Below are 26,704 nucleotides of genomic sequence, written 5' to 3' on the forward strand. Positions count from 1 at the left end.
CCGGCGGAACCTGCGCGCCACCGGCTGGCTCAATACACTACTTGTTGCGTTTGTACTCCTCGATGAGCCCGGCTTTCGGCTCCAGACCGAAGCCGGGCTCCTGCGAGACGTTCAACCAACCTTTGTCGGGCTGCGGAACATCCTCGAACAGCGCGTTGTAGGTCATCCACTTGTGGAAGTGGTATTCCACAAGGCCGCCGTTCAGAACGCCTGCATGCAGCGCGATGTTGTGAGGGCCATTGCCGTTGCCGTGGCTGAGCGGCACATTGTAGGCGTGGGCCTGCGCGGCGATCCTGAGGCTTGCAGTCAACCCGCCGTCATTGTTGATGTTGGGCTGCAGATAGTCGACGGCCCCTGCCTCCAGATAATCGCGTGCCTTGTAGTGCTCGTTTTCGGCCGCGGCCACGCGGATGCGGGTCTGGCTGCGCAGATGCGCCAGATTGCGCGGCTCGTTATAATGCACGGGCTCCTCGATGAAGGTGATGTCGAGTTCCTCGCAGAGCTTGCACAGGCGTACGGCATCGGGAAGCGACATGCGCAGATTTCCATCCATGGAAAGCTTCACATCGGGACCGACCGCCTCGCGCATCGCCGCCATGCGATAATAGTCGTCGACGGGATCGGGGATCGCCTGCCTGCCGACGGTGTTCTTCAGGTGAGTGTAGCCCAGCGAAACGAGGTGGGCTGCTTCCGCCGCCAACTCCTCGCGGCTGTAGACCGGCGCGCCGTCATAGGCCGCCCCATGGGTGATATAGACCGGCACGCGATCGCGAGCGCCGCCGATCAGGTGATGCACCGGGCGGCCGGTCGTCTTCCCCTTGATGTCCCAGCAGGCGATATCGATCATCGCCATCGCCGAGACCAGCACGCGACCCAGCGGGCGCTCCCAGGTGTGGCGGTCGAAAAGCTGGGGTATCCGATCGGTGCGGAAAGGATCAACGCCTTCCTCGATGATGCGAGGCGCAAGGTATTTTTCGATCAGGTCGATCGCCACGGGATGGGTGTAACCGCTCGTTGACCAGCCGATGACGCCATCATTGGTCTCCATTTCCAGAAGAAGCGCGCCCTCGGTGCTGGGGCGATCGCGAAAGGGCGGTGGTGTGATCGGGATGCCCTTCAGATCATGGATCGAGATTCGCGCAATCTTCTGCCGCGGGGCGGCGACAGAAGTCCTGTAAAGCATGGTTTCATTCAGCATCATGTGTCTCCTGCGCAGGAGAATACCGATATCGTGCTGCCAGAAAATCGAGTTAATCTTTCAGATTGATCAGGTTTTCTGATGAAATTCGCGCCGTGCAAGAGATATGCAGAGCGCCCATATGGCCCGGCGCCACTGAACACGATCCGGAGAACGAGGCCTCCATCCGATGTGGCATCGCAAGCCTCTGCAAAGGCCAGCGGTGATTTTGATCGCCCACCGGCGGAAACGCTGAAGAATGGATCAGGTGATCGTACTGAAAGCGGTGGCACCGATCCCGAATCGCTGCGGTGGCAATGCGTGACAAAAACAATGTCACCCAAGCCGGCTCACCAGGGCATGCCGCCCTTTCCCTCCGGCTGCTTGACGCCGGGGGCGCTGATTGCGACAAGACCCGCATGCAGAATCCGCGGACGATCGACCCCGATTATCTGACCAGCCGCCTGAAAGCCCTGCTCGACATCCCGAGCCCGACCGGCTTCACCGACGAAGCGGTGCGCTATACGGCGCGCGAACTCGAACGTCTCGGCCTCGAGGTCAAGCTCACCCGCCGCGGCGCAATCCGCGCATTGAGGCCAGGGGCTGCCCAGCGACCAGCGCGCGGCATCGTCTCCCATCTCGATACGCTGGGCGCGCAGGTCAAGGCACTGAAGGAGAACGGCCGGCTGGAGCTGGTCTCCATCGGCCACTGGTCGGCGCGCTTTGCCGAGGGGGCCCGCGCCTCGATCTTTTCCTCCAGGGGCACCTATCGCGGAACCATCCTCCCGCTGAAGGCATCGGGGCACACGTTCAACGAAGAGGTCGATACGCAGCCGGTGGGCTGGCCTCATGTGGAATTGCGCGTAGATGCCTTGACGCACCAGCGTGACGATCTCCTCCAGCTCGGCATCGACGTCGGCGACATCGTCGCCATCGATCCACAGCCGGAATTTCTCGACAACGGCTTCATCGTCTCCCGCCACCTGGACGACAAGGCGGGCGTCGCGGTCATGCTGGCGGCACTCGAAGCGATGCAGCGCGCGAAGATCGAAACGCCCGTCGACACCTACTGGCTCTTCACCATCGGCGAGGAGGTCGGCGTCGGGGCTTCGGCGGTGCTGGTGCCGGAGATCGCCTCGCTCGTTGCCATCGATAACGGTACGACCGCAACCGGCCAGAATTCGCAGGAGTTTGGCGTAACGCTTGCCATGGCCGACCAGACCGGCCCCTTCGACTATCATCTGTCGAAGAAGCTTCACGAGCTTTGTGGCGAGCACGCCATCCAGGTTCAGAAGGATGTCTTTCGCCATTATCGCTCCGACGCCGCTTCCGCCGTCGAGGCCGGGCACGACGTGCGCACCGCCCTCCTCACCTTTGGTGTCGATGGGTCGCACGGTTATGAACGCATCCACCTTCAGGCGCTGATCTCGCTCGCGCGCCTGACGATCCACTATGTGGCAAGCGAAGTGCAGATCGAGCGCGATGCCGAGGAAGTCTCGGGCCTGCGTGGCTTCACGCACCAGAAGGTTCACGAGGCCAAGCAGGACCTCAAGGCCGACGAACAGGCCCGGTCCTAGGGCCGTTCCGCTTCTCCCTCGAATGGCAAAACGCTCCGGCTTCTTGTCCGCCGAAATCGCGGACGCGGCACGGCCGCGCGCTTTGACTGGAGATGCCTCCGCAGGCTCGGACAATCGAGCTCATCCATCGGGGCAAGAGGCGCGGAAAGCCGCTGTCATCTAATTTTATAATGATAAATTATTGACTCAACATAATTTATACGAATAAATATTCCATACGAAAGATGCCAAATCGAAAGGATCTTCCCCATGAAGAGGCTGTTTCGGAGCGCTGTTGCAGCGGTCGCAATCGCCCTTGCAGGCAGCATGATTTCCCCCGTCGCCGCGCAGACTCCCCCGGGCGTTCTGGTTGTCGGGCAGATCGCCGAGCCGCAGTCTCTCGATCCCCATACGGTGACGGCGACGAACGACTTCCGCATCCTCGTCAATGTCTATGACGGCCTCGTCCGCTTCAAGGACGGTACGCTCGAAGTCGAGCCGGCCCTTGCCGAGAGCTGGGACATTTCCGAGGATGGCAGAACCTACACGTTCAAGCTGCGCCAGGGCGTGAAGTTCCATGACGGCTCCGATTTCGATGCCGACGCGGTGAAATTCAACTTCGACCGCATGCTTCGTGAGGACCACCCGTTCTACGACACCGGGCCATTTCCCCTCTCCTTCAACTTTTCGTCGATCGAGGCGGTAAACGTAGTCGATCCGCACACGGTCGAGTTCAAGCTGAAGGAAGCCTTCGCGCCATTCCTCTCCAACCTTGCCTATCCGACCGGGCTGATCGTCTCGCCGGCCGCCGTGGAGCAATACGGCAAGGACTATGGCCGCCACCCCTCCGGCACCGGTCCGTTCAAATTCGTCGAATGGTTGTCGAATCAGCGTGTCGTGATCGACCGCAACCCTGACTACTGGGGCGGTACGGCGAATCTGGAAGCCGTCGTCTTCCGCCCGATCACCGACGCCAATACGCGCGTTGCCGAAATGATGGCCGGCGGCATCGATGTCATGGTCGAGGTTCCGCCGGACAATCTCGCCACCTTCAAGCAGGACGCCAATTTCACGGTGGCCGAACAGGCCGGCCCGCATGTCTGGTTCGCCATCCTCAATGCCAAGAGCGGGCCGTTCGCCGACAAGCGGGTGCGGCAAGCCGCGAACTACGCGGTGAACAAGGAAACGCTCGTCAATGACGTGCTGCAGGGCACGGCGACGGTTGCGGCGGGGCCTATCCCGCCGGCCTTCAACTGGGTGGAGAGCGCGGTTGAACCCTATCCTTACGATCCGGAAAAGGCCAAGGCGCTGTTGGCCGAAGCGGGCGCCGAGAAGCCGCAGTTGACCTTCTATGTCACCGAGGGCGGTTCCGGCATGCTCGATCCGATCACCATGGGCGCGGCGATCCAGGCGGACCTGCAGGCCGTCGGCTTCGCGGTGAAGATCGAGACCTACGAGTGGAACACCTTCCTCGGCCGCGTCAATCCGGGGTTGGAGGGCAAGGCCGACATGGCCGAGATGGCCTGGATGACAAACGACCCGGACACCGTGCCCTATCTCACCTTGCGCACGGATGCCATGCCCGACAAGGGCGGGTTCAACTCGGGCTACTATTCCAACCCGAAGGTCGACGAGCTGCTGGAAAAGGCGCGTAAAGCGACGGACCAGGCCGAACGGGGCAAGCTCTACGGAGAGATCCAGCAGATCGTGCACGAGGATGCACCCTGGCTGTTCGTCGCCAACTGGAAGCAGAACGCCGTGACGACCGCGGGCGTTCAGGACTTTCAGTTGCAACCCTCGTTCCTGCTCGACTTGCGTGCCGTGGCCAAGCAGTAGAGCCGCCCCCTCAACCAGCCGCCGGCCCCCGACTGCCGGCGGCGCCAGCCAAGGAAACTCCCGGGCTCCCCATGCCGGCCTATATCCTCAAGCGCCTGATCGCTGTCGTGCCCGTCATGTTCGGCCTGTCCGTCATCGTCTTTTTGGTGATGGCACTGATCCCCGGAGACACGGCGACAGCCATCCTCGGTGCCTATGCCACGCCGGAAAACGTCGAGCGGATCAATCGCGATCTCGGGCTCGACAAGCCCCTTGTCCACCAATATCTGATCTGGATCGGCAATCTGCTGCACGGCGACTTCGGCCGTTCTTTCGCGCTGAACCGACCGGTGCTGGATGAAGTGCTCGAGCGGTTCCAGGCAACGCTGGTGCTGGCCGGCGTGTCCTTGCTGCTGTGCTCGGTCATCGGCCTTTTGGCGGGTATCGTCTCGGCGGTGCGGCAGTTTGGCTGGGCCGACCGCATCATCACCTTCCTTGTGCTGGCCGGCATCTCGGTGCCTTCCTTCTGGCTGGGCCTCCTCCTCATCTATCTCTTCGCCGTCCATTGGCGCCTGCTTCCCGCCTCGGGCATGTATGCCGTCTATGGCGGCGGCACCTTCAAGGACCTCCTCCTTCACCTGCTCCTGCCGGCCGCCACGCTTGCCGTCATCGCCGCCGGCGTCATCGCACGGCTGACACGTGGGGCCATGCTGGAGGTCCTGAGACAGGACTATGTCAGGACGGCCCGCGCCAAAGGCCTCCCCGAACGGCGCGTGATCTACGGCCACGCCTTCCGGGCCGCACTGGTCAGCGTCATTCCCGTCATCGGCATCCAGGCCGGTTTCGTGCTCGGCGGCGCCGTCTATATCGAGACGGTATTCCAATGGCCCGGCATCGGCGCAATGCTGGTGAAGGCGATTTCAACGCGTGACATCCTTCTCGTGCAGGGTGGCGTCCTGATCGTGGCGGCGAGCTACGTGCTCTTCAACCTGCTTGCCGACATCGTGCAATCCCTGCTCGATCCAAGGATCCGCACATGAGCGCGCTTGCCGAAACGACGGCCGCCGAGGCAGGCGCTCGGCTCACCTCATTGCAGCTTCTGCTGAACAACCGGCTGGCCACGGCGGGCCTGGTGCTGCTCGCGCTGATCGGCCTGCTCGTCGTGTTTGTGCCTTTGCTTTCCCTGCCCGACCCCGATGCCACCGCACCGGCCATGCGCCTGAAGCCGGTGTTGGAGGCGGGCCACCTGCTGGGAACGGATCAACTCGGCCGCGATATTCTGAGCCGCCTGCTGTGGGGCACCCGCGTCTCCATTGCCGTCGGATTTGCCGCGACCCTGATCGCCGCCATCGTCGGCTCGGTGATCGGCATCGTGGCGGGTTATGCCGGCGGACGCACCGACAACGTCATGATGCGCGGCATCGACATGCTGATGGCCTTTCCCTACATCCTGCTGGCGCTTGCCATCGTCGCGGCCCTGGGGCCGGGACTGATGAATGCGCTCTATGCCATCGCTGTCGTCAACATCCCCTTCTTCGCCCGCAATGTGCGAGGCGTGACGCTCGGTTATGCCCACCGCGAATTCGTCGATGCCGCGCGGCTTTCGGGCAAGGGGCACCTGTCTATCCTCCTGAGCGAGATTCTGCCGAACGTCCTGCCGGTGATCATCATCACCATGTCGACGACAGCGGGGTGGATGATCCTGGAAACGGCGGGGCTGAGCTTCCTCGGCCTCGGCGCCCAGCCTCCGCAGGCCGACCTCGGCTCGATGCTCGGCGAAGGACGGGCGCAACTCTTCACCGCACCGCATGTTTCGATCGTGCCCGGCGTCATGATCTTCCTGATTGTCATCAGCCTCAACGTCCTCGGCGACGGCATCCGCGACGTGCTGGACCCGCGCCTGCGCTCCGGCGCGCTCGCCCGGCCAGGCCCGGTCACCGAGGTCGCAAGCGACCGCTCAAGGCCGGCGAACGACACACCGGAAGCCTCGCTTTCGATCGAGGGGCTGGAAACCGGCTTCCGGCGCGGGCGAAAGACGGAATTGGCCGTCAGGGGCGTGTCGCTCCATGTCGAGCCCGGCGAATGCCTCGGCCTTATTGGCGAGAGCGGCTCGGGTAAAAGCGTTACGGCTCTTTCGATCATGGGGCTCGTGGCCTCACCGCCGGGCGTGATCACGAACGGCGCGATCTATCTCGGCAATGAGGAAGTTCTCGCCCTGCCGCAGACCAAGCTGATCGCCAGCCGCGGTCGTCGCGTCGCCTACGTCTTCCAGGACCCGCTGACGACGCTTCATCCGATGTATCCGGTCGGCAGGCAGGTGGAGGAGGCGATTTCCGCACACCAACGGATTGGAGCCGCAGACTGCCGCAAGAAGGCGGTCGAGCTTCTGGACAAGGTCGGCATCCCCGACGCGCGCGAGCGCGCGGCTCATTATCCCCACCAGCTTTCCGGTGGCCAGCGCCAGCGCGTGGGCATCGCCATGGCACTCGCCAACGATCCGGACGTCATCGTCGCCGACGAGCCGACAACCGCCCTCGACGTGACTGTCCAGGCGCGCATTCTGGAGCTGCTGCGCAATCTTCAGCGCGAGCGCGGGATGGCTCTGCTCTTCATTACCCATGACTTCGGGGTGGTTTCGGAAATCTGCGACCGGGTCGCAGTGATGAAGGACGGCGAGATCGTCGAGACGGGAAGTACCGGTGAGATACTCACCGATCCGCAGCATCCCTATACCAAGCGGCTGATCGCCTGCGTGCCTGAACTCGGCACAGGCGAACGCTTTCTGGACCGGGTTGCCGGAATTTTCGCCGGCCGGCGGGAGGTGGTCCCATGACCGCCGCTGCGATCGAAATCCTCGGCCTCACCAAGACCTTCGGCGGTGGAAGAGGCCTGTTCGGGCAGGCCCGGCACGAGGTGAAGGCCGTCCGTTCGGTTTCGCTCGCCGTCGCGCGCGGCGAAACGCTTGCCGTGGTCGGCGAAAGCGGTTCGGGCAAGAGCACGCTCGCGCGCATGCTCGTCGGCCTGGAAACGCCGACGTCCGGCACCATGCGGATCGGCGGGCGCGATGCCTCGGAATTGCGCCGCGAAGGTCCGCGCGCCTTCGGCAAAATGATCCAGTATGTCTTTCAGGATCCGGTGGCCTCGCTCAACCCGAGAAAGACAATCCACGACATTCTCGACGCGCCCATGCGCTTGCTGTGCGGCTACGAGCCCCCCCGTCGCAGGGCCCGCATGCAGGAACTGCTCGATGCGGTCGAGCTGTCCCAAGACACGCTGTCGCGCTATCCGCACGAGTTTTCCGGCGGCCAGGCGCAACGCATCGCCATTGCTCGGGCACTGGCGGCTGAAGCCGAAATCATGGTGCTCGACGAGCCCGTCAGCGCGCTCGATGTTTCCGTCCAGGCGCAGGTTCTGCTTCTGCTTCGGGACCTGAAGGCGCGCTTCGACCTGTCCTATCTCTTCATCAGCCACGACCTCGCCGTGGTCGAGGCGATATCCGACCGGGTCGCCGTGATGTATCTCGGCGAAGTGGTGGAGACGGCTCCGGCAAGCCGGCTTTTTGCCCATCCCGAACATGCCTATACCCGGCAGCTTGTCGCAAGCGCACCGCGCATCAGCAGGAAGTGACGCCCATGGCCGGTTCAAGGGAAACCAGGAAGTTGGCGGGCGAGGACAGCAAGCGCCTGTTCACGCCGGCCGGCAAGACCAAACGCCGGCCGGAGGCCATCGCCGACCGGATGAAGGAATACATCCGTTCGGAAGGCCTCGCCCCCGGCGACCGCCTGCCGCAGGAACTCGTCCTGATCGATCGCTTCAAGGCGGCAAAAGGCACGGTGCGCGAGGCGATGAAGGCGCTTGAGACACAGGGCCTCGTCTTCACACGCAGCGGACCGGGTGGCGGCGCCTTCGTGGCGAAGCCTTCCGCACAGCACGCGATGGAACTGTTGTCGACGCACTTCTTCTTCGATCAGCCGAGCCTTTCGGACATCTATGCCATCCGCAAGATCCTCGAGCCTGAAGTCGCCACCCTGCTGGCGGGCCGGGTGACGGGGGAGCAACTCGCATTGCTGGAAAGCACCATTAGGCTCTACGATCATCCGCCCGGCGATCTGGAAGAGCAGTACCACCAGCGCGTCGCCGAGCTCGATTTCCATTCGCAGCTCGCGCAATTCTGCCCCAACCCGCTGCTCGGTTTCCTCTGTGGCCTGATGCACAATCTTCTGCGCGAACTTCCCGCCGCGCGGCGGATCTATGCCGATGAATCGGCCGTCTCGCGCGAGGAAGGGCTTTCCTTCCAGTATCGCCTCATGGCCGCCCTGAAGGACGGCCGCGCGGAAGATGCCCGCCGCATCGCCGCGGAGCATATGGCCTTTGCCGAGGCCTACATGCTGGCGCGCGCGGAGGCGATCGCAGGGGCCACTACGGCCGATTGATGAGCGCCAGGGAACATAACGGCGCGTATGACATTGTATTTCATAGGCGCAGGGCCGTGGAACTCTCCACGGCCCTGATGTCATACAGGGTACCAACGATGGAGGTTTAGACCCGGTTCATGTGTGGAATTTGTGGAGAAGTCAGGTTCGACGGCGGTTCGCCGTCGGTGGCGGCAGTCTCGATCATGGCGGACGTGCTCGCGCCTCGCGGGCCCGATGCATCGGGAGTGGTAGTGCGCGGGAATGTGGGATTGGGCCATCGACGATTGCAAATCCTCGACCTCTCCGACAAATCGCAACAACCGATGGTCGATCCGGACCTTGGTTTGTCGCTCGTCTTCAATGGCTGCATCTATAACTTTCGCGAGTTGCGGGCCGAGCTGGAGGGCGAGGGCTACCGCTTCTTTTCGGACGGCGATACCGAGGTGATCCTCAAGGCCTGGCATGCTTGGGGCGAGGATTGCGTCTCGCGCTTCCACGGCATGTTCGCCTTCGTCATCCACGAGCGTGATACCGGTCGTCTGGTGATGGCACGCGATCGCTTCGGCATCAAACCGCTTTACCTGGCCGGCATCGAGGGCGGCCTGCGTTTCGCGTCGACCTTGCCGGCGATCGTAAAGACCGGCGGAATCGACACTTCGATCGATCCCGCAGCCCTGCACAACTACATGACGTTTCACGCGGTCGTGCCGCCACCGCGCACCATCCTCAACGGTGTGCGCAAGCTGCCACCGGCAACCATCCGCTTCTATGACCGCGACGGCGCTTTCGTGGATCGCCGCTATTGGGACCCGCCCTATGCACGCCGGCCCGGCGATGCCACCATGACGCGCGAGGAGTGGCAGGAGCATCTGCTGGACGCGCTGCGTATCGCCGTCAAGCGCCGCATGATTGCCGACGTACCCGTCGGCGTGCTCCTGTCCGGCGGAGTCGATTCCAGCCTGATCGTCGGCCTGCTCGCCGAAGCCGGCCAGCACGACCTGATGACCTTTTCCGTCGGCTTCGAGGAGGCGAACGGTGAAAAGGGTGACGAGTTCGTCTATTCCGATCTTATCGCCAGTCATTTCGGCACCGATCACCAAAAGATTTTCGTGCCCTCCGCCGGCTTGATGGATGCCCTGCCCGGCACCATCGCCGCCATGTCCGAACCCATGGTTTCCTACGACAATGTCGGCTTCTACCTGCTGTCGAAGGAGGTTTCGAAGCACATCAAGGTCGTGCAGTCGGGTCAGGGCGCCGACGAGGTCTTCGGCGGTTACCACTGGTACCCGCCGCTCATGAACTCCAACGATGTCGTTGCCGACTACGGCAAAGCCTTCCGCGACCGTTCGCACGCGACGCTGGCGACGCAGCTCTCGGACGAGTGGATCGTCGAGCATGATGTCAGCGCGGACCTTTTGAACGAGCATCTGCTGCGCGATGGCGCCGACACACCGGTGGACCAGGCGCTGCGCCTCGACAGCACGATTATGCTGGTGGACGATCCTGTCAAGCGCGTCGACAACATGACCATGGCGTGGGGACTGGAGGCACGGGTGCCCTTCCTCGACCATGAGCTGGTGGAGCTTGCCGCGCGCATCCCGCCGGAAGAGAAATTGCGCGACGGGGGCAAGGGCATCCTCAAGGATGTGGCGCGCAAGGTCGTGCCAAGCGAGGTGATCGACCGCAAGAAGGGCTATTTTCCGGTGCCGCAGCTCAAATACATCGCCGGCCCCTATCTCGATATGATCCGCGATGTCCTCAACTCGGGAAAAGCGCGGGATCGTGGCCTCTTCCGGCAGGACTACCTCCAGCGCCTGTTCGCAAATCCGTCCGACCACATCACGCCCTTGCGGGGTTCGGAGCTGTGGCAGGCCGGGCTTCTGGAAATGTGGCTCCAGGAGCAGGGAGTGTAGGATGACGAAGACAAAAGACAGGACCGCGGCGAGCCACCGCAACAAGGGGACGAAAGCCGTCACCCACCGGCTGACGCGGCTCAGAACCCGCGCCCAGCCGGGACGGCAGACCGGCCGGCCCGAGCCTTCCGCCAAACCGGGGAAGAACGTGGTGCTGGATTGCGGCTGGGGCCGCCTCCTCTTCGCCCAGACCTTTGCCGGCGACGAGGCATTGCTTTCGGAATTGAGCAAGGAAGCGCCGTCCAGTCGCGACATCGCCTTCTATGTACGCGATCCGCATGTGCTGCTCGCCCACGCACCCCAGGAAATCTTCCTCGACCCCTCGCATACCTATCGGCTCGACCTTTCGACCTATCGGCCCCAAACGCGCCGCACACGCGGCATCACCATTCGCCGGCTCGCCAGCGAGGCCGATGGCGAGGGCATCAACCATGTGTATGCCGCCTGCGGCATGGTACAGATCCGGTCGGACTTCCTTTCTTCCGAGCGCGACAACCGGTCCGTCACCTATTTTCTGGCTCAGGATGACGCGACGGGCGAAATCGTTGGCACGGTCACGGGGATCGATCACCAGCGGCTGTTCGGCGATCCGGAGTGCGGCGCATCGCTCTGGTGCCTTGCCGTGCATCCGCAGGCTCGCCAGCCCGGTATTGGCGAGAAACTGGTGCGCAAGCTGGCCGAGCATTTCCAGGCGCGCGGCCTTTCGCACATCGATCTGTCGGTCCTGCACGACAATGCGCTTGCGATCAAACTCTACGAAAAGCTCAAATTCCGCCGTATGCCGCTTTTTGCGGTCAAGCGAAAGAACGCCATCAACGAGAAGTTCTTCGCCATACCCCACCAGTCCTATGATGCGCTCAACCCCTATGCGCGGCTGATCGTCGACGAGGCGACGCGGCGCGGCATCCATGTCGAGATCACCGATGCCGAGGGCGGCTTCTTTCGCCTGTCCTATGGGGGGCGGTCGATCCATTGCCGCGAAAGTCTTTCGGAACTGACCTCGGGTGTCGCCATGTCGATCTGCGACGACAAGGCCATCACCCGCCGGGTCGTTTCCACGGCAGGCCTCAGCGTTCCCGACCAGATCGAGGCGGGCGAGGACCGCAAGGCCCTTGCGACCTTCCTCGCCAGACATGGCAAGGTCGTGGTCAAGCCGGCACGCGGCGAGCAGGGTCGCGGCATCTCGGTCGGCATCACGACGATGGAGGCACTGGAAGAAGCGATTGCCATGGCTCGCCAGGTCTGCGAGCGGGTACTGCTGGAAGCCTGCTTCACCGGCACCGATCTGCGGCTGGTGATTATCGGCTACAAGCTTGTCGCCGCCGCCGTGCGCTGCCCTCCCCGCGTGATCGGCGACGGTGCCACCGACATTCGCAGCCTCATCAAGCTGCAATCGCGCCGGCGTGCGGCGGCGACCGGTGGAGAAAGCCGCATTCCGCTCGATGCGGAAACGGACCGTTGCCTTGCCGAGCAGGGGCTCGACCTCGACACGGTGCTGGAGGAAGGCCGCGAAATCACCGTACGCAAGGCGGCCAACCTTCATACCGGCGGGTCGATCCACGATGTCACGGCCAGCGTGCATCCGGCCCTCGTGGAAGCCGCCTGCACCGCCGCGAACGCGATCGACATCCCCGTTGTCGGTATAGACTTCATGGTTAGGGATCCGGCCGCGCCGGACTATGTCTTCATCGAGGCCAACGAGCGTCCGGGCTTGGCGAACCATGAGCCCCAGCCGACAGCCGAGAGCTTTGTCGAGTTGCTCTTTCCGGGCAGCCGCAGCGACAGAAGAAATTGAACTGTGCCGGCAAGCCGGAAGCTTCCGATACGTACCGTTCCCGCGGCGGCTCTGACCCAAATCAGCCGCAACCGGCCGGTCCATATATGAAAATACTATGAGGGCCGGCGGCGGCCTCTCTCGAAAATATATGCCGTTCCCATCAATTTCCCGGGGCTGAACACAGCTCATACGTTGCCCTGCCGGGACAGCGCATGAGCCCCGGAGAACGGCTCAATGCTCGATATCACCATGCTGGCCATCGGCCTCGGCTTCTTTGTCCTGTCGATCCTCTACGGCATCGGCAGTGAACCGCTGTGAGGGGAAACACCATGATCCTCGACTATGCGACGGGCGGCCTCGTGGCCGCGTTCATCCTCGCCTACCTCGTCTATGCCCTTATCCGCCCCGAACGTTTCTGAGGCCATCATGACCTTCAATGGCTGGATCCAGATTGCACTCTTCTGCGCCATCGTGGTGGCGCTGGCACGGCCGCTCGGCGGCTATATCGCGCGGGTGATGGAAGGCGAGCGCACCTTGCTGGCACCGCTGCTCGGGCCCGTCGAAAGGCTTCTCTACGCGGGTGCCGGCGTGAACCAGCGGCGCGAGCAGCATTGGCTCGCCTATACGGTGGCGATGCTCGCCTTCAATGCGGCTGGCTTCGTGTTTCTGTTCGCGCTGCAAAGGGTGCAGGGCCTGCTGCCGGGCAACCCCATGCAGATGGGGGCCGTCGCCCCCGATTCCGCCTTCAACACCGCCGTCAGCTTCGTCACCAACACCAACTGGCAGGGCTATGGCGGCGAAAGCACCATGGGCTACCTCGTCCAGATGGCCGGCCTGACGGTGCAGAACTTCGTCTCTGCCGCCACGGGCATCGCGGTCGCCATGGCCCTGATCCGCGGCTTCTCGCGCGCCTCGGCGCAAACGGTCGGCAATTTCTGGGCCGACCTGACCCGCGCCACGCTCTACATTCTGCTGCCGCTGTCCATCCTGTGCGCCCTGTTCTACGTCAGCCAGGGCGTCACCCAGACGCTCGGCGCCTATATCCAGGCGACCACGCTGGAAGGCGCAAAGCAGACCATCGCGGTCGGCCCCACCGCCTCGCAACTGGCGATCAAGATGCTCGGCACCAATGGCGGCGGCTTCTTCAACGCCAATTCGGCGCATCCCTTCGAGAACCCGACGGCGCTCACCAACCTCGTCCAGATGGTGTCGATCTTCGCCATCGGCGCCGCCCTCACCAACGTCTTCGGCCGTATGGTCGGCGACGAGCGGCAGGGTTGGGCGATCTTCGCGGCCATGGGCGTGCTGTTCCTCGCCGGCGTCGCAGTGGCCTACTGGGCCGAGGCCAACGGCAATCCGGCCTTCGCCGCGCTCGGCATCGAAGGCGGCAACATGGAGGGCAAGGAGGTGCGCTTCGGCATCGCCATGTCGGCCCTGTTCGCGGTCGTGACCACCGCCGCCTCGTGCGGCGCGGTCAACGCCATGCTGGACAGCTTCATGCCCCTCGGCGGCCTCGTCCCGCTGGTCAACATGCAGCTTGGCGAGGTCATCATCGGCGGCGTCGGGGCGGGTCTCTACGGCATGCTTTTGTTCGTCATCCTGGCCATCTTCATCGCCGGCCTGATGGTGGGCCGCACGCCCGAATATGTCGGCAAGAAAATCGAGGCCAAGGAGGTCAAGATGACGATGCTGGCCGTGCTGTCGCTGCCGCTCGCCATTCTCGGCTTCACCGCCCTCGCCATCGTGCTACCCAGCGGGCTCGCCTCGCTCGCCAATGCCGGCCCGCATGGCTATTCGGAGGTCCTCTACGCCTACACGTCCGGTGCGGCCAACAATGGCAGCGCGTTCGCCGGCCTGTCCGCCAACACGCCCTGGTACAACGTGACCATCGGCCTGGCGATGCTGATGGGCCGCTTCCTGGTCATCGTGCCGGTGATGGCGATCGCCGGCTCGCTGGCGACGAAGAAGACTGTGCCGGCCTCGATCGGCACATTCCCCACCGATGGCGGATTGTTCGTCGGCCTGCTTGTCGGCGTCGTGCTGATCGTCGGCGGCCTGACCTATTTCCCGGCGCTCGCCGTCGGCCCCGTGGTGGAGCATTTCGCCATGCTCGCCGGGCAGTCCTTCTAGGCGTGGCGCGACAGGAGACCATCATGGCAAAGCCCGCAGACATCAGCGTTTTCGACCCCGACATCATCTGGCCGGCCATGCGCTCGGCCTTCGCCAAGCTCCATCCCCGGTCGCAGATCCGCAACCCGGTCATGTTCGTCGTGGAGGTGGTGGCGGCGCTGACCACGCTGATCTTCGTCCGCGACTTCCTGACCGGCGGCGCACAGCTCGGCTTCTCCTTCCAGATCATCGTCTGGCTCTGGTTCACGCTGCTGTTCGCCAATTTCGCGGAAGCGGTCGCCGAGGGCCGTGGCAAGGCCCAGGCCGACGCCCTGCGCCAAACTCGCACCCAGACCGACGCCAAGCGCCTCGCCCCCGATGAATCGACCTACGAGCTGGTGCCGGCCACCAGCCTCAAGGTCGACGACGTGGTCGTGGTCGAAGCGGGCGACATCATCCCCTCCGACGGTGAGGTGATCGAGGGCGTCGCTTCGGTCAACGAGGCGGCGATCACCGGCGAGTCGGCGCCCGTCATCCGCGAATCCGGCGGCGACCGCTCAGCCGTCACCGGCGGCACCCAGGCGCTGTCCGACCAGATCAAGGTGCGCATCACCGCCGCCGCCGGCTCCACCTTCCTCGACCGCATGATTGCGCTGGTGGAAGGGGCGCAGCGCCAGAAGACGCCCAACGAGATCGCGCTCAACATCCTGCTTGCCGGCATGACCATCATCTTCGTGCTGGCGGTGGCGACCATTCCGAGTTTCGCCACCTATGCCGGCGGCTCGATCCCGGTCGTGGCGCTGGTGGCGCTGTTCGTGACCCTGATCCCGACCACCATCGGGGCCCTGCTGTCGGCGATCGGCATCGCCGGCATGGACCGGCTGGTGCGCTTCAATGTACTGGCCATGTCGGGCCGCGCGGTGGAGGCCGCCGGCGACGTCGACACGCTGCTGCTCGACAAGACCGGCACCATCACCCTCGGCAACCGCCAGGCAACGGAGTTCCTGCCGCTGGCGGGCGTTGGCGAGCAGGAGCTTGCCGACGCCGCGCAGCTCTCCTCGCTGGCCGACGAGACGCCGGAAGGCCGCTCGATCGTCGTGCTCGCCAAGGAGAAATACGGCATCAGAGGGCGCGACATGGGCCAGTTGCACGCCCAGTTCGTGCCGTTCACGGCGCAGACGCGCATGAGCGGGGTCGACATCGAGGGCAGCTCCATCCGCAAGGGCGCGGTCGATGCCATGCTCGCCCATCTCGATACGGCGAGCGATCGGACCGGCAAGGCACGCGATTCCTCACGCGAGCTCCAAAAGATCGCCGAAGGCGTGGCCAAGTCCGGCGGCACTCCGCTGGCGGTGGCGCGCGACGGCCGGCTGCTCGGCATCGTTCACCTGAAGGATATCGTCAAGGGCGGCATCCGCGAACGCTTCGCCGCCTTGCGCCAGATGGGCATCCGCACGGTGATGATCACCGGCGACAATCCGATGACCGCGGCCGCCATCGCCGCCGAAGCCGGCGTCGACGACTTCCTCGCCCAGGCGACACCGGAAAACAAGCTCGACCTGATCCGCGCCGAGCAGGCCAAGGGCAAGCTGGTGGCGATGTGCGGCGACGGCACCAACGACGCCCCGGCGCTCGCCCAGGCCGATGTCGGGGTGGCCATGAACACGGGAACCGTGGCCGCGCGCGAGGCCGGCAACATGGTGGATCTGGATTCCGACCCGACCAAGCTGATCGAGGTGGTGGAGATCGGCAAGCAATTGCTGATGACGCGTGGCTCGCTGACCACTTTCTCCATCGCCAACGACGTCGCGAAGTACTTCGCCATCATCCCGGCCATGTTCGTTGCCTTCTACCCGCAGCTCCAGGCACTCAACGTCATGCGCCTCGGCTCGCCCGAAAGCGCCATCCTGTCGGCCATCATCTTCAACGCGCTGGTCATCGTCGCGCTGATCCCGTTGGCCCTGAGGGGCGTCAAGTACCGTGCCATCGGCGCCGGCGCGCTGCTGCGGCGCAACCTCCTCGTCTATGGCCTCGGCGGCGTCTTGATTCCCTTCGTCGGCATCAAGGCGATCGACATTTCGCTGAACGCCGCCGGCCTCGTTTGAAGGACAATCGACATGCTTGCCCATATCCGCCCCGCCCTGTTCATGATCGTGGCATTCACCGTGATCACCGGCCTCCTCTATCCGCTCGCCGTCACCGGCCTGGCGCAGGCGGTGTTCCCCGCCCGGGCCGACGGAAGCCTGATCGAGCGCGATGGCCGCATCGTCGGCTCGACGCTGATCGGCCAGAACTTCTCCGGCGAGGGCTACTTCCGCCCCCGCCCCTCGGCTGCCGGCGACGGCTACGACGCGGCCCTTTCCGGCGGTTCCAATCTCGGCCCGACGAGCGCAAAGCTGATCGCACGGGTGAAGGCGGATGCCGAGACACTGGCGGGGCAAAATCCGGCCGCACCGGTACCGGTCGATCTCGTGACGAACTCCGGCAGCGGGCTCGACCCGCACCTGACGCCGCAGGCGGCGCTGTTCCAGGTGCCCCGGATCGCCAGGGCGCGTGGGCTTCCCGAAGACGCCGTGCGCGCAGTGGTGGAGGCCGGCACGGAGCCACGCTGGCTCGGGCTGATCGGGGAACCCGTGGTGAATGTGCTTCAGCTCAATCTGGCACTGGACGCGACAGGCACTAAGTAAGGGGGGAGCGTGCCCCTCGATCTTGCCGAATCGTGGAGCGGCGAGGATTCTGGCGCGGCATGGCCGCTTTTGGCCCGGACGATGATACGGTGAACGGACCCGAAATGCCAGACCAGAACAGCCAGGACAGGCGTCCCGATCCGGTGGCCTTGCTCATGGAGGCGGCGAAGGAAACACGCGGCCACCTGAAGGTGTTCCTTGGCGCCGCGCCCGGCGTCGGCAAGACATATGAGATGCTGCTGAGTGCCGCCGCCCAGCGCCGCGCCGGTGTCGATGTCGTCATCGGCCTGATTGAAACGCATGGGCGCGCCGAAACCGAAGCACTTGTGCACGGCTTCGAGATCGTCCCGCTCAGGCAGGTCCACTATAACGGCCGGCATCTGGAGGAAATGGACCTCGACGCCATACTGGCGCGCAAGCCGGCGCTGGTTCTGGTCGACGAGCTGGCGCATACGAATGCGCCGGGAAGCCGGCATCCGAAGCGCTATCAGGACGTCGAGGACCTGCTTGCCGCGGGCATCGACGTCTATACGGCCGTCAACATCCAGCATCTGGAAAGCCTCAACGACGTCGTCCAGCAGATCACCCGCATCCGCGTGCGCGAGACCGTGCCCGACGCCTTCCTCGACCGCGCCGACGAGATCGAGGTCATCGACCTTACGCCAACCGACCTGATCCAGCGGCTGAGAGAGGGCAAGGTTTACGTCCCGAAAACGGCCGAGCGCGCGCTGTCCCACTATTTCTCGCCCGGCAATCTGACGGCGTTGCGGGAGCTGGCGCTGCGCCGCACCGCGCAACGGGTCGACCAGCAGTTGCTCACCCATATGCAGGCGCACGCGATCTCCGGCCCGTGGTCGGCCGGCGACCGCTTTCTGGTCGTCGTCAACGAGCATCCCAAGGCGGCCGCGCTCGTGCGCTATGCGCGGCGGATGGCGGAACGGCTGCGTGCGCCCTGGACTGCGCTCTATGTCGAGACGCCGCGCGCGCTGCGGCTTGGCGAGGCGGCACGCGACCGCATCGCAGCGGCCCTGCGCATGACCGAGCGGCTGGGTGGCGAGGCGGTGACGGTACCCGGCCGCGAACTCGCCGGAGAAATTCTCGACTATGCGGCAAAGAACAATTTCAGCCACATCGTCATCGGCCGCAGCGAACGCTCGCGCCTGCACGAACTGCTTTTCGGCTCGATCACCTACGAGATCGTGCGGCAGGCGGGCAACGTCGCCGTTCATGTCGTCACCGGCGACGAACGGGATACGCCGACGGCCAAGAGTGTCGATACGCGCCCGGCCACGGCACCGTTCGAGGTGCGGCCCTATCTGGTCAGCGCCGGGCTGGTCGCCGTCGCGCTCGGCTGCGGTGAAGTGCTCGACCGTTTCCTCGACGTGCAAAACGTCGCGCTGGTCTTCCTCACCGCCGTGCTGATCAGCGCCGTCGTCTTCGGCCTGGGTGCTGCGTTGTTCGCCAGTCTGCTCAGCGTGCTTGCCTTCAACCTGTTCTTCCTGCCTCCCTATTACAGCGTCACCATCGCTGACCCCGAGAACGTGGTGGCGCTGTTCTTCTTCCTGGTGGTGGCCCTGGTCGCCTCCAACCTGACGGCCAGCGTGCGCGCGCAGGCCATGGTGGCCCGCCAGCGCGCCCGGACCACTGAGGACCTGTATCTCTTCAGCCGCAAACTGGCGGGCATCGCTTCGATGGATGACCTGCTGTGGGCGATTTCCTCCCAGGTGGCCTCCATGCTCAAGGTCAGGGTCGTGCTCTTTCTGCCGGAGAATGGATCTCTCGAACTCAAGACCGCCTGGCCACCCGAGGACGTCGCCGAGGAGGCCGACCTGGCGGCCGCGAAATGGTCGTGGGAAAGCAACCGGCCGGCTGGACGCGGTGCCGACACCCTGCCGGGAGCTAGGCGCCTGTTCCTACCGATGCGAACGGGGCGTGGCCCGGTCGCGGTGGTCGGCATCGACTGCGACAAGCAGGGCCCGATCCTGACGCCGGACGAGCAGCGCCTGCTCGATGCCCTGTCGGATCAGGCGGCCCTGGCCATCGAGCGCATCAATCTGTCGGAGGAATTCGACAAGGCGCAGCGGGCCGCCGAACGCGACCGCCTGCAGGCGGCGCTGCTCACCTCCATCTCGCATGATCTGAGGACGCCGCTCGCCTCCATCCTCGGGGCCGCGGACGGTCTGGCGGCGCTGCCGGAGCTGACGCTGGATGATCGCAAGGCGCTACTTTCCACCATTCAGGAGGAGGCGGAGCGGCTGAACCGCTTCATCGCGAACCTGCTCGACATGACCAAGCTGGAATCGGGCGCGCTGATGCCCAACATGGGGTTGGTGGACGTGAGCGAGGTGGTCGGCAGCACGCTGCGGCGGGCGGAACGAATTCTGGCCGACCATCGGGTCGAGACTGCACTGGCGCCAGACCTGCCCATGGTGAGGCTCGACCCTGTCCTGTTCGAGCAGGTTCTGTTCAACCTTCTCGACAATGCTTCGAAATACGCCCCGGCTGGAACGGCGATCCGCGTCGCGGGCCGGCGCGAGGGAATGTCGGTTCGTCTCCAGGTGCTGGACGAAGGGCCAGGCATTCCGCAACCGGAACTGGGCCGCGTCTTCGACAAGTTCTATCGCGTGCGCAAATCGGACAGCCAGCGCGCCGGCACCGGGCTTGGCCTTGCCATCTGCCGCGGCTTCGTCGAAGCCATGGGCGGGACGATCGAGGCGGGCAACAGGGCTGGCGGGCACGGCGCCGTCTTCACCATTTCCCTGCCGGTGCCGGACGCCGTCAAACCGGAGACCGCGCCATGAACGCGAATGCCCCCACGATCCTGATCGTCGACGACGAACCGCCGATCCGCAGGCTGTTGCGCACCAGCGTGGGTTCGCAAGGCTTTCAGGTGATTGAAGCTGGCGATGGACGCAGCGCGCTCGCCGAAGTGGATCACGCCCGCCCCGACCTGGTCATCCTCGATCTTGGCCTGCCCGATATGGACGGGCTGGAGGTGATCCGCGCCCTGCGGGATGGCGGCAACGCCGTGCCGATCCTGGTGCTGTCGAGCCGCGCCGACGAGAAGGGCAAGGTCGAGGCCCTCGATCTGGGTGCCGACGACTATGTAACGAAGCCGTTCGGCACGGCGGAGCTTTTCGCCCGCATCCGGGCAGCGCTGAGGCACCGGCTGCAACAGCAAGGTGAACAGCCGGTCTTCCGCAGCGGCGATCTCGAGGTGGATCTGGTGCGTCGCATCGTGCGCCTGCGCGGCGACGAGGTGAAGCTCACGCCGAAGGAGTACGATATCCTGCGCATGCTGGTCGCCCATGCCGGCAAAGTGCTCACCCATCGCATGCTGATGAACGAGATCTGGGGCGGCGAAACGGATGTGCAGTATCTGCGCATCTATGTCCGCCAGCTTCGTCAGAAGATCGAGGCCAACCCCGAGCAGCCGCGCCATATCCTGACGGAGACGGGCATCGGCTACAGGCTCAGAATGGATTGACCCCCGTAAGATGCGACTAAAGATCCTCCGGATGCGCACGGCCGACGACCTTCAACGGCGCCGGCATCGAGCAGGCAAGCGTTGTCTGGCGGAGAGGGAAAGACTTTGGCCAGGGACCGAAGCTGTCCGGGTCCCTATTCCTTTGGAAGCGCATAAGCGATCACGTAGTCACCGCGGTCAGGGGATTGGCGGGCGCCGCCAGCCGAAACCACCACGAACTGGCGGCCGCTAGTGGGAGAAACATAGGTCATTGGCGTGGTCTGAGCACCTACCGGCAGGCGGCCTTTCCATAATTCTTGGCCGGTGCGCGTGTCGATGGCACGCAGATAGTAGTCCTGTGTGCCGGCAAAAAATGTCACGCCCCCGGCCGTGGTGATCGGACCGCCAAGCGTCGGCATGCCAACCGGTATGTTCAAACCGGTCTTGATCCCGAGCGGGCCCGTATCCTTCAGCGTTCCTGCCGGAATTTGCCAGGCGATCTGGCGGCTCTTCAGGTCGATTGCAGTGATCGTGCCGTAAGGTGGTTCATGGCAAGGTACGGCAAGCGGTGAGTTGAAGCCGATCTTCCATGTCGCGTAAGGAGTGCCGAGCTGGGTCGCCTGCATGAAGGTGGATTGGCGCGCCGGACAGGATGAAGCTGGGAACTCGTATCTCATTGTTTTTCCGATATAATTTATCGACCTCCGGGCTGATGTCTTGATATCGCACCGTCCCTTGAGCCCTGCTAAGCCTCTGATGTGCCTGCGTTTAGTGGCTCTCTAGGGCCATTCTTCGATATTCGCTGCACAGTGAATATTGACCCGTGAGCGAATTTTCGGCAAAATACGCTTATTCACTGCGCAGCGAAAAAGGCACATCGGGGATGATTGAAGGCGCTGAAGGGGATAGTCGAACGCTGGAAGCGCTGATGGCAGCTCTAGTATCGCTGCCCCATGTGCACGCTGCGACTACCAGGGCCGAAACGCCGATAAGTAGCTCGGGGCGGCGTATCGATGCAGCTATTGATGTAGAAATCGCAGGCAAGGAAGTCGTGCTCCTTGTCGAAATCAGGAAGTCTGTTTACCCCCGCGATGTCCGGCAATTGCTGTGGCAACTGCATGAAGTCCGTAATGCATATACTCACAAGCCAGAATTCCCGGCCATCCCTCTGGTTGCAGCTGAGTCGATCTCAGAGGGAGCGCGCAAGCTGCTACAAGCTGAGAGCGTGGGATTTTTTGATACCGGCGGAAGCCTATTTGTTCCGGGCAAAAGAGTTTACCTATACATTGAGCGCCCCGTTCCGAAGACACTCGAAAAATCCGTCCGCTCTTTCTTTACTGGGAAGCGCTCACAGGTTCTGCACGCGCTGCTCATGAAGCGAGAAGATTGGCTGGGCGTGACAGAGCTCTCCCAAATAGCGGAAGTGTCCCCCGCCACCGCTTCGGAAACCCTCACAGGGCTGGAGAAGATGGAATGGGTATCGGCCCGTGGCCAGGGCCCCTCGAAGGAGCGCCGTCTTTCTAACGCCCGGGGACTCTTAGATGAGTGGAAAACGCAGATACAGGCCTCACGGCGGCAGTCGCCTCGCCGCCGCTTCTACGTGCCGGGCGGCGATTTGTCAGCCTTGGTGGGCCGTATTGCGATGCACTGTGAGAGTGAGGGTGTTGAATACGCTCTGACCCAGGAGGCGGCTGCACAGCGCTACACCCCTTTCCTATCGAGTTACTCGCGTCTTGCGATACGCGTCTCCCCCGTGCGCGGTGTCGAGCAGATGCTAGCCGATTTTGATGCGCGCCTAGTCACCGAAGGCGCAAATGTCGACATTCTCGAAACAAAGACGCATGGCGAATTCCTGTTCAAAGAAAAGATTGACGGCGTCTGGCTCGCAAGTCCTGTGCAGGTCTATCTGGACCTTCTGCGCGGTGAAGGGCGAGCCCGCGATATGGCCGAACATTTGCGAAAAGAATTACTGAGGATCTGATTATGACGAAACCCACAACAGCCGAAGGGTACGATCCTAAAGTCACGGAAAACTGCGAGAGAGTCCTTGTGACTCTGATCCGGGGCCTTGGGCCGTGGCGGGACTCCATCTATCTGATTGGCGGCCTCACTCCCCGGTACCTTATCACGAAACGGCCACCACATATTCCAGCCCACGCCGGAACGGGTGATCTGGATGTCGTCATTCAGCTTCAAATGTTATCTGATACGGACGCGTATCACACGCTAGAAGATAACTTCAAAAAGCTGGGCTTTGCCCGCGCAACAAACAGCGCAGGAAAAGCCGTCTCCTGGCGCTGGGAAGTGTTCACGGGCGGGATAAAAGTCATCGTCGAACTGCTGGCCGACGATCCCGATAAATCGGGCGGTAAGGTGATGGAATTGCCAACCGATGGCAACGTCTCAGCATTAAACATCCCACACTCATCAATCGTTTTCGACCACCATGAGACAAGGGAGATTAAGGCCGAGTTGCTGGGCGAGAACGGCATTGCGACCGTCAATCTTCACTATGCCGACCTGGTCGCGTTTACCTGCCTAAAGGCATATGCCGTGGATCAACGAGACGAGCGCAAGGACGCTCACGATCTGGTCTACTGCCTTGAGCATTTCGACGACGGGATCGAGGCCGCTGCCGCTAAGTTCAAGGCTGCTCTTGAAGGTAAGCACAAAGAAGTTGTTGCGGAAGTTCTCGGACTCTTGGCCACGCACTTCACGGATGATGCCGATACAGAAGGCTACAAGAAGAGTGGACCCGTGGCTGTCGCGAAGTTCGAGATGGGAGAAGACGACGACGCCGACGCCAAAGATGCCCGCGCTCTCCGCCAGCGCGAGGCATCCGATATTGTGACGCGCCTCCTTAAGGCTATTGCCGCATGAGTTATTTCAGCGAACGAGAAACCGGCGCGCTGCCTCGCGACCGCGATACAATCAACGAAGCCGTCTGGGGCGGCATCCGCGCAATAATCCGCAGCCGTGTCGAGGATGGCTCTTTCGGTGCGCTGTTTCCTGCCGCGTGCCCCGATGGGCGCGGTACGACCGGCACTGACGAGACCGCATTTTGGGATGTGATGCGCTCGGAAATTCCGAATCTTGACGAGCAGCCGTGGCGACCGAACGCAGCTATGCCGTCTATGCCCGACGCGCTCGACATGATCGAATTCTGCTGGCGGGCTATGGGTAAGCCCATCGAAGGTTCATACCACTCCTATTTCGGACATCATCACCTCAGTTTCGACGTCGAAAGCGGACGCGCCGAATTTCGTGAAGCAATCAACCGCATCTTCCGCCGCAATGGCCTTGTTTTTGAGCTCAGCGAGAGCGGTGAGATCATTCGTCTTGCGCCATTGGCACTTGCCGACACTCTTTCCCGCGCCGCTTTCCGCACTGGAGATTCTGAACTTGATCAGCTGCTCGATAAGTCGCGCCGCAAGTTTCTCGATGCCGACCTCGATATACGGCGCGAATCTCTAGAAGCCTTGTGGGATGCCTGGGAGCGCCTGAAGACCCGAAACGGAATGGCAAAGAAGGCTGGTATTTCGTCCCTGCTCGATTCGTTATCCGGGCCCAATTCGCCTCGGCTTCGCGCAGCGCTGGAGCAAGATGCGGTTGCGCTCACTGACCTCGGAAATCAGCTTCGCATTCGTCATTCAGAAACGGATCGTGAAGCGATAACCAGTCACAGCCAGGTCGATTATCTTTATCACCGGCTCTTCGCTCTGGTGCAAGCTGCTATAGAAGCTGGCGAAAACGGCTGAAAGCCCCCAAACTCCCGCTAAGTCATGTACGGGCCAGTGGCGTTTTCCGCCTTCTCGGATTCTGGGCTTTGTCAGCACTCCACAGCGCTCAGTCCAAAGTGCGCAGCGTAACATTTTCAGCCGTCGCCTTCTGCCGGCAGAGTGCCGTATAGGCGATCCACTTCTCAAAGGTATAGAATGTGGAACCGCCGACCGATTTCATCGCCCGTATATCAAGAATGGGGTATTTATCGGGGAAAGCGAAATGCAGGATCACACTCGCCATGGGCCACTGCACACCGCGCAAAGCCAGTAGAGCGCCAATCCTCAATCGTTCACTCTTCGCTGCAAATGCGATCTGAGTTATCTCACGGACTTCTTCCTCTGAATTCTCAGCTGCCAGTTGGCGAGTTCGACCGCCGCGCCATTTCCACTTCGCGACCGCCTCAAGGTCGTTACGCGTCATAAAACCGCGCTTCTGGGCTTCGCCCATTAGCAAACACAGCGTCTCGTCTTCCGTGTAGTCGTAGGTGTTAGCGTATTTCTCTATTTCAACTTTGGACAACGTGATCCGCATCTACTCTCCCGCTGTATTGACGGCATTCTAACAATAATCGTCGATAGACCCCTCGTACTGATCAAACGGCGCGCCAATCGTTATGCAGTGGGCCTTCATCGCGCCTTCGCGACTGAAGAATGTACCGCCACCCGGCGGCGAGCGCTCCTCAGACGTTCAAGCGGAAATCGCGACGACAGGACAAATTCATCCAGAGCAAGCGAGGCGGCTGCGCTGCGAAGATCGATCTCGCAACTGACGAGAAGCGAACCGGCATCTTCCCTGGCTCCGTCTTGAGCCCCCTCCAGGAAAGCAGGGTGCTTCCCGACCGGGCCCGCCAGCAAGATCCGCGCCGGGTCCAGCGTAACCTTGAGAACCCTCACCGCCTCACCAAATCGCCGTCCTGCCTCGCGAAGTGCCTTATGCGCCGTCTCCTCCCCGGCGTCAGCACGCGAGAGCAACTCCGTCAGAAGCGGGCGGTAGCGCTGGAATTCCTCGGCGGTCGCGACTTGGCTGCGGATTTCGCCCAAATCGGCCAACGCCGCCCACCCGGATGCGACTGTATTGAGGCAGCCCCGCGACCCGCAGGAGCACACACGATTTTTGTCGCCCATGGGAGCGTGGCCGAACTGCCCGACATTCAACGTCGCTCCTTTTGCGATCCGCCCGTCGATCAGAACGCCGCAACCGATGCCGAACCCGATATGGAAGAGCAGAGCATCCTGCATGCTTTTTTCCGCGACCCGCCATTCTGCAGCGAGCAGCGTGTTGGCGGTACCGTCAACGACAGCGGGAACTCCGAGCGAGCTCTCGACGGCCCGAGCGAGCTCGATCTGCGCCCACCCCAGATAAGGGGCCTCCACGAGTACCCCCCGCTGGCGATCGACTTGGCCGGTTGTGGCAATGCCGACCCCCAGGACCCGTAACGGATCCACACCGGCCGCACGCATCTGCCGGCGCGCGCACTCTATAAATTCGAGTACGGTGCCTTCACCGTCCAGTGCCGTAACGTGCTTGAGCGCATCACAGGCAACCTGCCGTCCGCAAAGGTCGGAAAGCGTAACAGATTGCTCAAGAGCATTGATAACGAATCCCAGCACGTAGCCGCCACGCGAATTGACGCGCAGCTCCGCCGCCGGTCGGCCCGGCGACTCGGAACGGATCATGCGCCCCTCCCCCTCATCAATCAGCCCGACTTCGTGCAATTCCTTGACGATCCTGACGACAGCCATCAGCGAGAGGCCCAGGTGCTGGGCCAATTCCGGCCTGGACCGCGCGTCGCCCAGCATCAACTCGGTCAGAACCCGGCTGCGATTAAAACGGCGAAGGTCGTTGGCGCTGACGGCATGCATATTAATAACTCCCTGTTAGTTATTAATTCATCCATCAGCTTTTGAGTCAAGCTAATTGTGGAGGTGTGGCGCGGGGCATGCGCAAAACGAATCGCGGTCAGACTTTTGGATGATGCCCCCAATGGCCATGCCTTGGTCGGATAT

The 26,704-nt window shown here is 63.0% G+C and carries 20 protein-coding genes and 1 pseudogene; 17 read left to right on the forward strand and 4 right to left on the reverse strand.

Annotated elements, in window-relative coordinates; genetic code table 11:
* Positions 1-37 precede the first annotated feature (37 nt).
* Positions 38-1,201, reverse strand: a complete 1,164-nt coding sequence (locus ACVCNR_RS20460; RefSeq protein WP_354193581.1) for a mandelate racemase/muconate lactonizing enzyme family protein — start codon at positions 1,199-1,201, stop codon at positions 38-40.
* Between the two features lie 395 nt (positions 1,202-1,596).
* Between ACVCNR_RS20460 and ACVCNR_RS20465 the strand changes: the two genes are divergently transcribed.
* The 14 genes from ACVCNR_RS20465 to ACVCNR_RS20530 all read left to right on the forward strand — a co-directional run bounded on the left by ACVCNR_RS20465 (position 1,597) and on the right by ACVCNR_RS20530 (position 20,936).
* Positions 1,597-2,754 carry an osmoprotectant NAGGN system M42 family peptidase gene (locus tag ACVCNR_RS20465; protein ID WP_354193580.1) on the forward strand — a complete coding sequence of 386 codons (1,158 nt, stop codon included), beginning with the start codon at positions 1,597-1,599 and terminating at the stop codon, positions 2,752-2,754.
* Positions 2,755-3,003: 249 nt separating this feature from the next.
* Entirely contained in the window at positions 3,004-4,569 is a 1,566-nt protein-coding gene (locus tag ACVCNR_RS20470) for an ABC transporter substrate-binding protein (RefSeq protein ID WP_447076263.1), read from the forward strand.
* A gap of 71 nt (positions 4,570-4,640) precedes the next feature.
* Positions 4,641-5,588 (forward strand): ABC transporter permease, encoded by a 948-nt coding sequence (locus ACVCNR_RS20475; RefSeq protein ID WP_447076264.1) that lies wholly within the window; start codon positions 4,641-4,643, stop codon positions 5,586-5,588.
* On the forward strand, positions 5,585-7,381 hold the full coding sequence (locus tag ACVCNR_RS20480) for a dipeptide/oligopeptide/nickel ABC transporter permease/ATP-binding protein (RefSeq protein WP_447076265.1): 1,797 nt from the start codon (positions 5,585-5,587) through the stop codon (positions 7,379-7,381). The genes ACVCNR_RS20475 and ACVCNR_RS20480 overlap by 4 nt, the downstream gene beginning before the upstream one ends.
* Complete coding sequence (locus ACVCNR_RS20485; protein ID WP_447076266.1) at positions 7,378-8,175, forward strand: ATP-binding cassette domain-containing protein; 798 nt, start codon at positions 7,378-7,380, stop codon at positions 8,173-8,175. Before ACVCNR_RS20480 ends, ACVCNR_RS20485 begins: the two co-directional genes overlap by 4 nt.
* A gap of 5 nt (positions 8,176-8,180) precedes the next feature.
* A complete protein-coding gene (locus tag ACVCNR_RS20490) occupies positions 8,181-8,981 on the forward strand; it encodes a FadR/GntR family transcriptional regulator (protein ID WP_447076267.1) in 801 nt (266 codons plus the stop codon).
* A 119-nt stretch (positions 8,982-9,100) separates the two neighbouring features.
* Positions 9,101-10,876: an N-acetylglutaminylglutamine amidotransferase gene (locus tag ACVCNR_RS20495; protein ID WP_447076268.1), complete on the forward strand. Its 1,776-nt coding sequence runs from the start codon at positions 9,101-9,103 to the stop codon at positions 10,874-10,876.
* A 1-nt stretch (position 10,877) separates the two neighbouring features.
* Positions 10,878-12,671, forward strand: coding sequence for an N-acetylglutaminylglutamine synthetase (ngg, locus tag ACVCNR_RS20500; RefSeq protein ID WP_447076269.1), 1,794 nt, complete (start codon positions 10,878-10,880; stop codon positions 12,669-12,671).
* Between the two features lie 311 nt (positions 12,672-12,982).
* Positions 12,983-13,072, forward strand: a complete 90-nt coding sequence (kdpF, locus tag ACVCNR_RS20505) for a K(+)-transporting ATPase subunit F (RefSeq protein ID WP_354193572.1) — start codon at positions 12,983-12,985, stop codon at positions 13,070-13,072.
* A 7-nt stretch (positions 13,073-13,079) separates the two neighbouring features.
* Entirely contained in the window at positions 13,080-14,783 is a 1,704-nt protein-coding gene (gene kdpA / locus ACVCNR_RS20510; RefSeq protein WP_447076270.1) for a potassium-transporting ATPase subunit KdpA, read from the forward strand.
* 23 nt (positions 14,784-14,806) lie between these two features.
* Positions 14,807-16,867 (forward strand): potassium-transporting ATPase subunit KdpB, encoded by a 2,061-nt coding sequence (gene kdpB / locus ACVCNR_RS20515; RefSeq protein WP_447076271.1) that lies wholly within the window; start codon positions 14,807-14,809, stop codon positions 16,865-16,867.
* Positions 16,868-16,879: 12 nt separating this feature from the next.
* Positions 16,880-17,449, forward strand: coding sequence for a potassium-transporting ATPase subunit KdpC (gene kdpC / locus ACVCNR_RS20520; protein WP_354193569.1), 570 nt, complete (start codon positions 16,880-16,882; stop codon positions 17,447-17,449).
* Between the two features lie 104 nt (positions 17,450-17,553).
* Positions 17,554-20,250, forward strand: a complete 2,697-nt coding sequence (locus ACVCNR_RS20525) for a DUF4118 domain-containing protein (RefSeq protein WP_447076675.1) — start codon at positions 17,554-17,556, stop codon at positions 20,248-20,250.
* Positions 20,247-20,936 (forward strand): response regulator, encoded by a 690-nt coding sequence (locus ACVCNR_RS20530; protein WP_447076272.1) that lies wholly within the window; start codon positions 20,247-20,249, stop codon positions 20,934-20,936. Before ACVCNR_RS20525 ends, ACVCNR_RS20530 begins: the two co-directional genes overlap by 4 nt.
* Positions 20,937-21,070: 134 nt before the next feature.
* On the opposite strand, the pseudogene ACVCNR_RS20535 reads toward ACVCNR_RS20530, so the two are convergent.
* Positions 21,071-21,529 (reverse strand): annotated as a pseudogene (locus tag ACVCNR_RS20535) (membrane-bound PQQ-dependent dehydrogenase, glucose/quinate/shikimate family); the annotation flags it as partial.
* A 209-nt stretch (positions 21,530-21,738) separates the two neighbouring features.
* Between ACVCNR_RS20535 and ACVCNR_RS20540 the strand changes: the two are divergent.
* From ACVCNR_RS20540 to ACVCNR_RS20550, 3 genes are read left to right on the forward strand one after another with little or no spacing between them, the layout of a single operon-like run.
* On the forward strand, positions 21,739-22,896 hold the full coding sequence (locus tag ACVCNR_RS20540; RefSeq protein ID WP_447076273.1) for a type IV toxin-antitoxin system AbiEi family antitoxin: 1,158 nt from the start codon (positions 21,739-21,741) through the stop codon (positions 22,894-22,896).
* A 2-nt stretch (positions 22,897-22,898) separates the two neighbouring features.
* Positions 22,899-23,795: an antitoxin gene (locus tag ACVCNR_RS20545; protein WP_447076274.1), complete on the forward strand. Its 897-nt coding sequence runs from the start codon at positions 22,899-22,901 to the stop codon at positions 23,793-23,795.
* Positions 23,792-24,673, forward strand: coding sequence for an AbiJ-NTD4 domain-containing protein (locus ACVCNR_RS20550; RefSeq protein WP_447076275.1), 882 nt, complete (start codon positions 23,792-23,794; stop codon positions 24,671-24,673). Before ACVCNR_RS20545 ends, ACVCNR_RS20550 begins: the two co-directional genes overlap by 4 nt.
* A gap of 88 nt (positions 24,674-24,761) precedes the next feature.
* Here the strand turns inward: ACVCNR_RS20550 and ACVCNR_RS20555 are convergent, their stop codons facing one another.
* Entirely contained in the window at positions 24,762-25,229 is a 468-nt protein-coding gene (locus ACVCNR_RS20555; protein WP_447076276.1) for a hypothetical protein, read from the reverse strand.
* Between the two features lie 95 nt (positions 25,230-25,324).
* Complete coding sequence (locus ACVCNR_RS20560; RefSeq protein ID WP_447076277.1) at positions 25,325-26,560, reverse strand: ROK family protein; 1,236 nt, start codon at positions 26,558-26,560, stop codon at positions 25,325-25,327.
* Positions 26,561-26,704: the final 144 nt, after the last annotated feature.

This window comes from Aquamicrobium terrae (assembly GCF_052978165.1).

Excerpts from the sequence above, each read along its gene's own strand:
- ACVCNR_RS20460 (WP_354193581.1), bottom strand. The coding sequence starts at position 1,201 with ATGATGCTGAATGAAACCATGCTTTACAGGACTTCTGTCGCCGCCCCG.
- ACVCNR_RS20465 (WP_354193580.1), top strand. The coding sequence starts at position 1,597 with ATGCAGAATCCGCGGACGATCGACCCCGATTATCTGACCAGCCGCCTG.
- ACVCNR_RS20470 (WP_447076263.1), top strand. The coding sequence starts at position 3,004 with ATGAAGAGGCTGTTTCGGAGCGCTGTTGCAGCGGTCGCAATCGCCCTT.
- ACVCNR_RS20475 (WP_447076264.1), top strand. The coding sequence starts at position 4,641 with ATGCCGGCCTATATCCTCAAGCGCCTGATCGCTGTCGTGCCCGTCATG.
- ACVCNR_RS20480 (WP_447076265.1), top strand. The coding sequence starts at position 5,585 with ATGAGCGCGCTTGCCGAAACGACGGCCGCCGAGGCAGGCGCTCGGCTC.
- ACVCNR_RS20485 (WP_447076266.1), top strand. The coding sequence starts at position 7,378 with ATGACCGCCGCTGCGATCGAAATCCTCGGCCTCACCAAGACCTTCGGC.
- ACVCNR_RS20490 (WP_447076267.1), top strand. The coding sequence starts at position 8,181 with ATGGCCGGTTCAAGGGAAACCAGGAAGTTGGCGGGCGAGGACAGCAAG.
- ACVCNR_RS20495 (WP_447076268.1), top strand. The coding sequence starts at position 9,101 with ATGTGTGGAATTTGTGGAGAAGTCAGGTTCGACGGCGGTTCGCCGTCG.
- ngg (WP_447076269.1), top strand. The coding sequence starts at position 10,878 with ATGACGAAGACAAAAGACAGGACCGCGGCGAGCCACCGCAACAAGGGG.
- kdpF (WP_354193572.1), top strand. The coding sequence starts at position 12,983 with ATGATCCTCGACTATGCGACGGGCGGCCTCGTGGCCGCGTTCATCCTC.
- kdpA (WP_447076270.1), top strand. The coding sequence starts at position 13,080 with ATGACCTTCAATGGCTGGATCCAGATTGCACTCTTCTGCGCCATCGTG.
- kdpB (WP_447076271.1), top strand. The coding sequence starts at position 14,807 with ATGGCAAAGCCCGCAGACATCAGCGTTTTCGACCCCGACATCATCTGG.
- kdpC (WP_354193569.1), top strand. The coding sequence starts at position 16,880 with ATGCTTGCCCATATCCGCCCCGCCCTGTTCATGATCGTGGCATTCACC.
- ACVCNR_RS20525 (WP_447076675.1), top strand. The coding sequence starts at position 17,554 with ATGCCAGACCAGAACAGCCAGGACAGGCGTCCCGATCCGGTGGCCTTG.
- ACVCNR_RS20530 (WP_447076272.1), top strand. The coding sequence starts at position 20,247 with ATGAACGCGAATGCCCCCACGATCCTGATCGTCGACGACGAACCGCCG.
- ACVCNR_RS20545 (WP_447076274.1), top strand. The coding sequence starts at position 22,899 with ATGACGAAACCCACAACAGCCGAAGGGTACGATCCTAAAGTCACGGAA.
- ACVCNR_RS20550 (WP_447076275.1), top strand. The coding sequence starts at position 23,792 with ATGAGTTATTTCAGCGAACGAGAAACCGGCGCGCTGCCTCGCGACCGC.
- ACVCNR_RS20555 (WP_447076276.1), bottom strand. The coding sequence starts at position 25,229 with ATGCGGATCACGTTGTCCAAAGTTGAAATAGAGAAATACGCTAACACC.
- ACVCNR_RS20560 (WP_447076277.1), bottom strand. The coding sequence starts at position 26,560 with ATGCATGCCGTCAGCGCCAACGACCTTCGCCGTTTTAATCGCAGCCGG.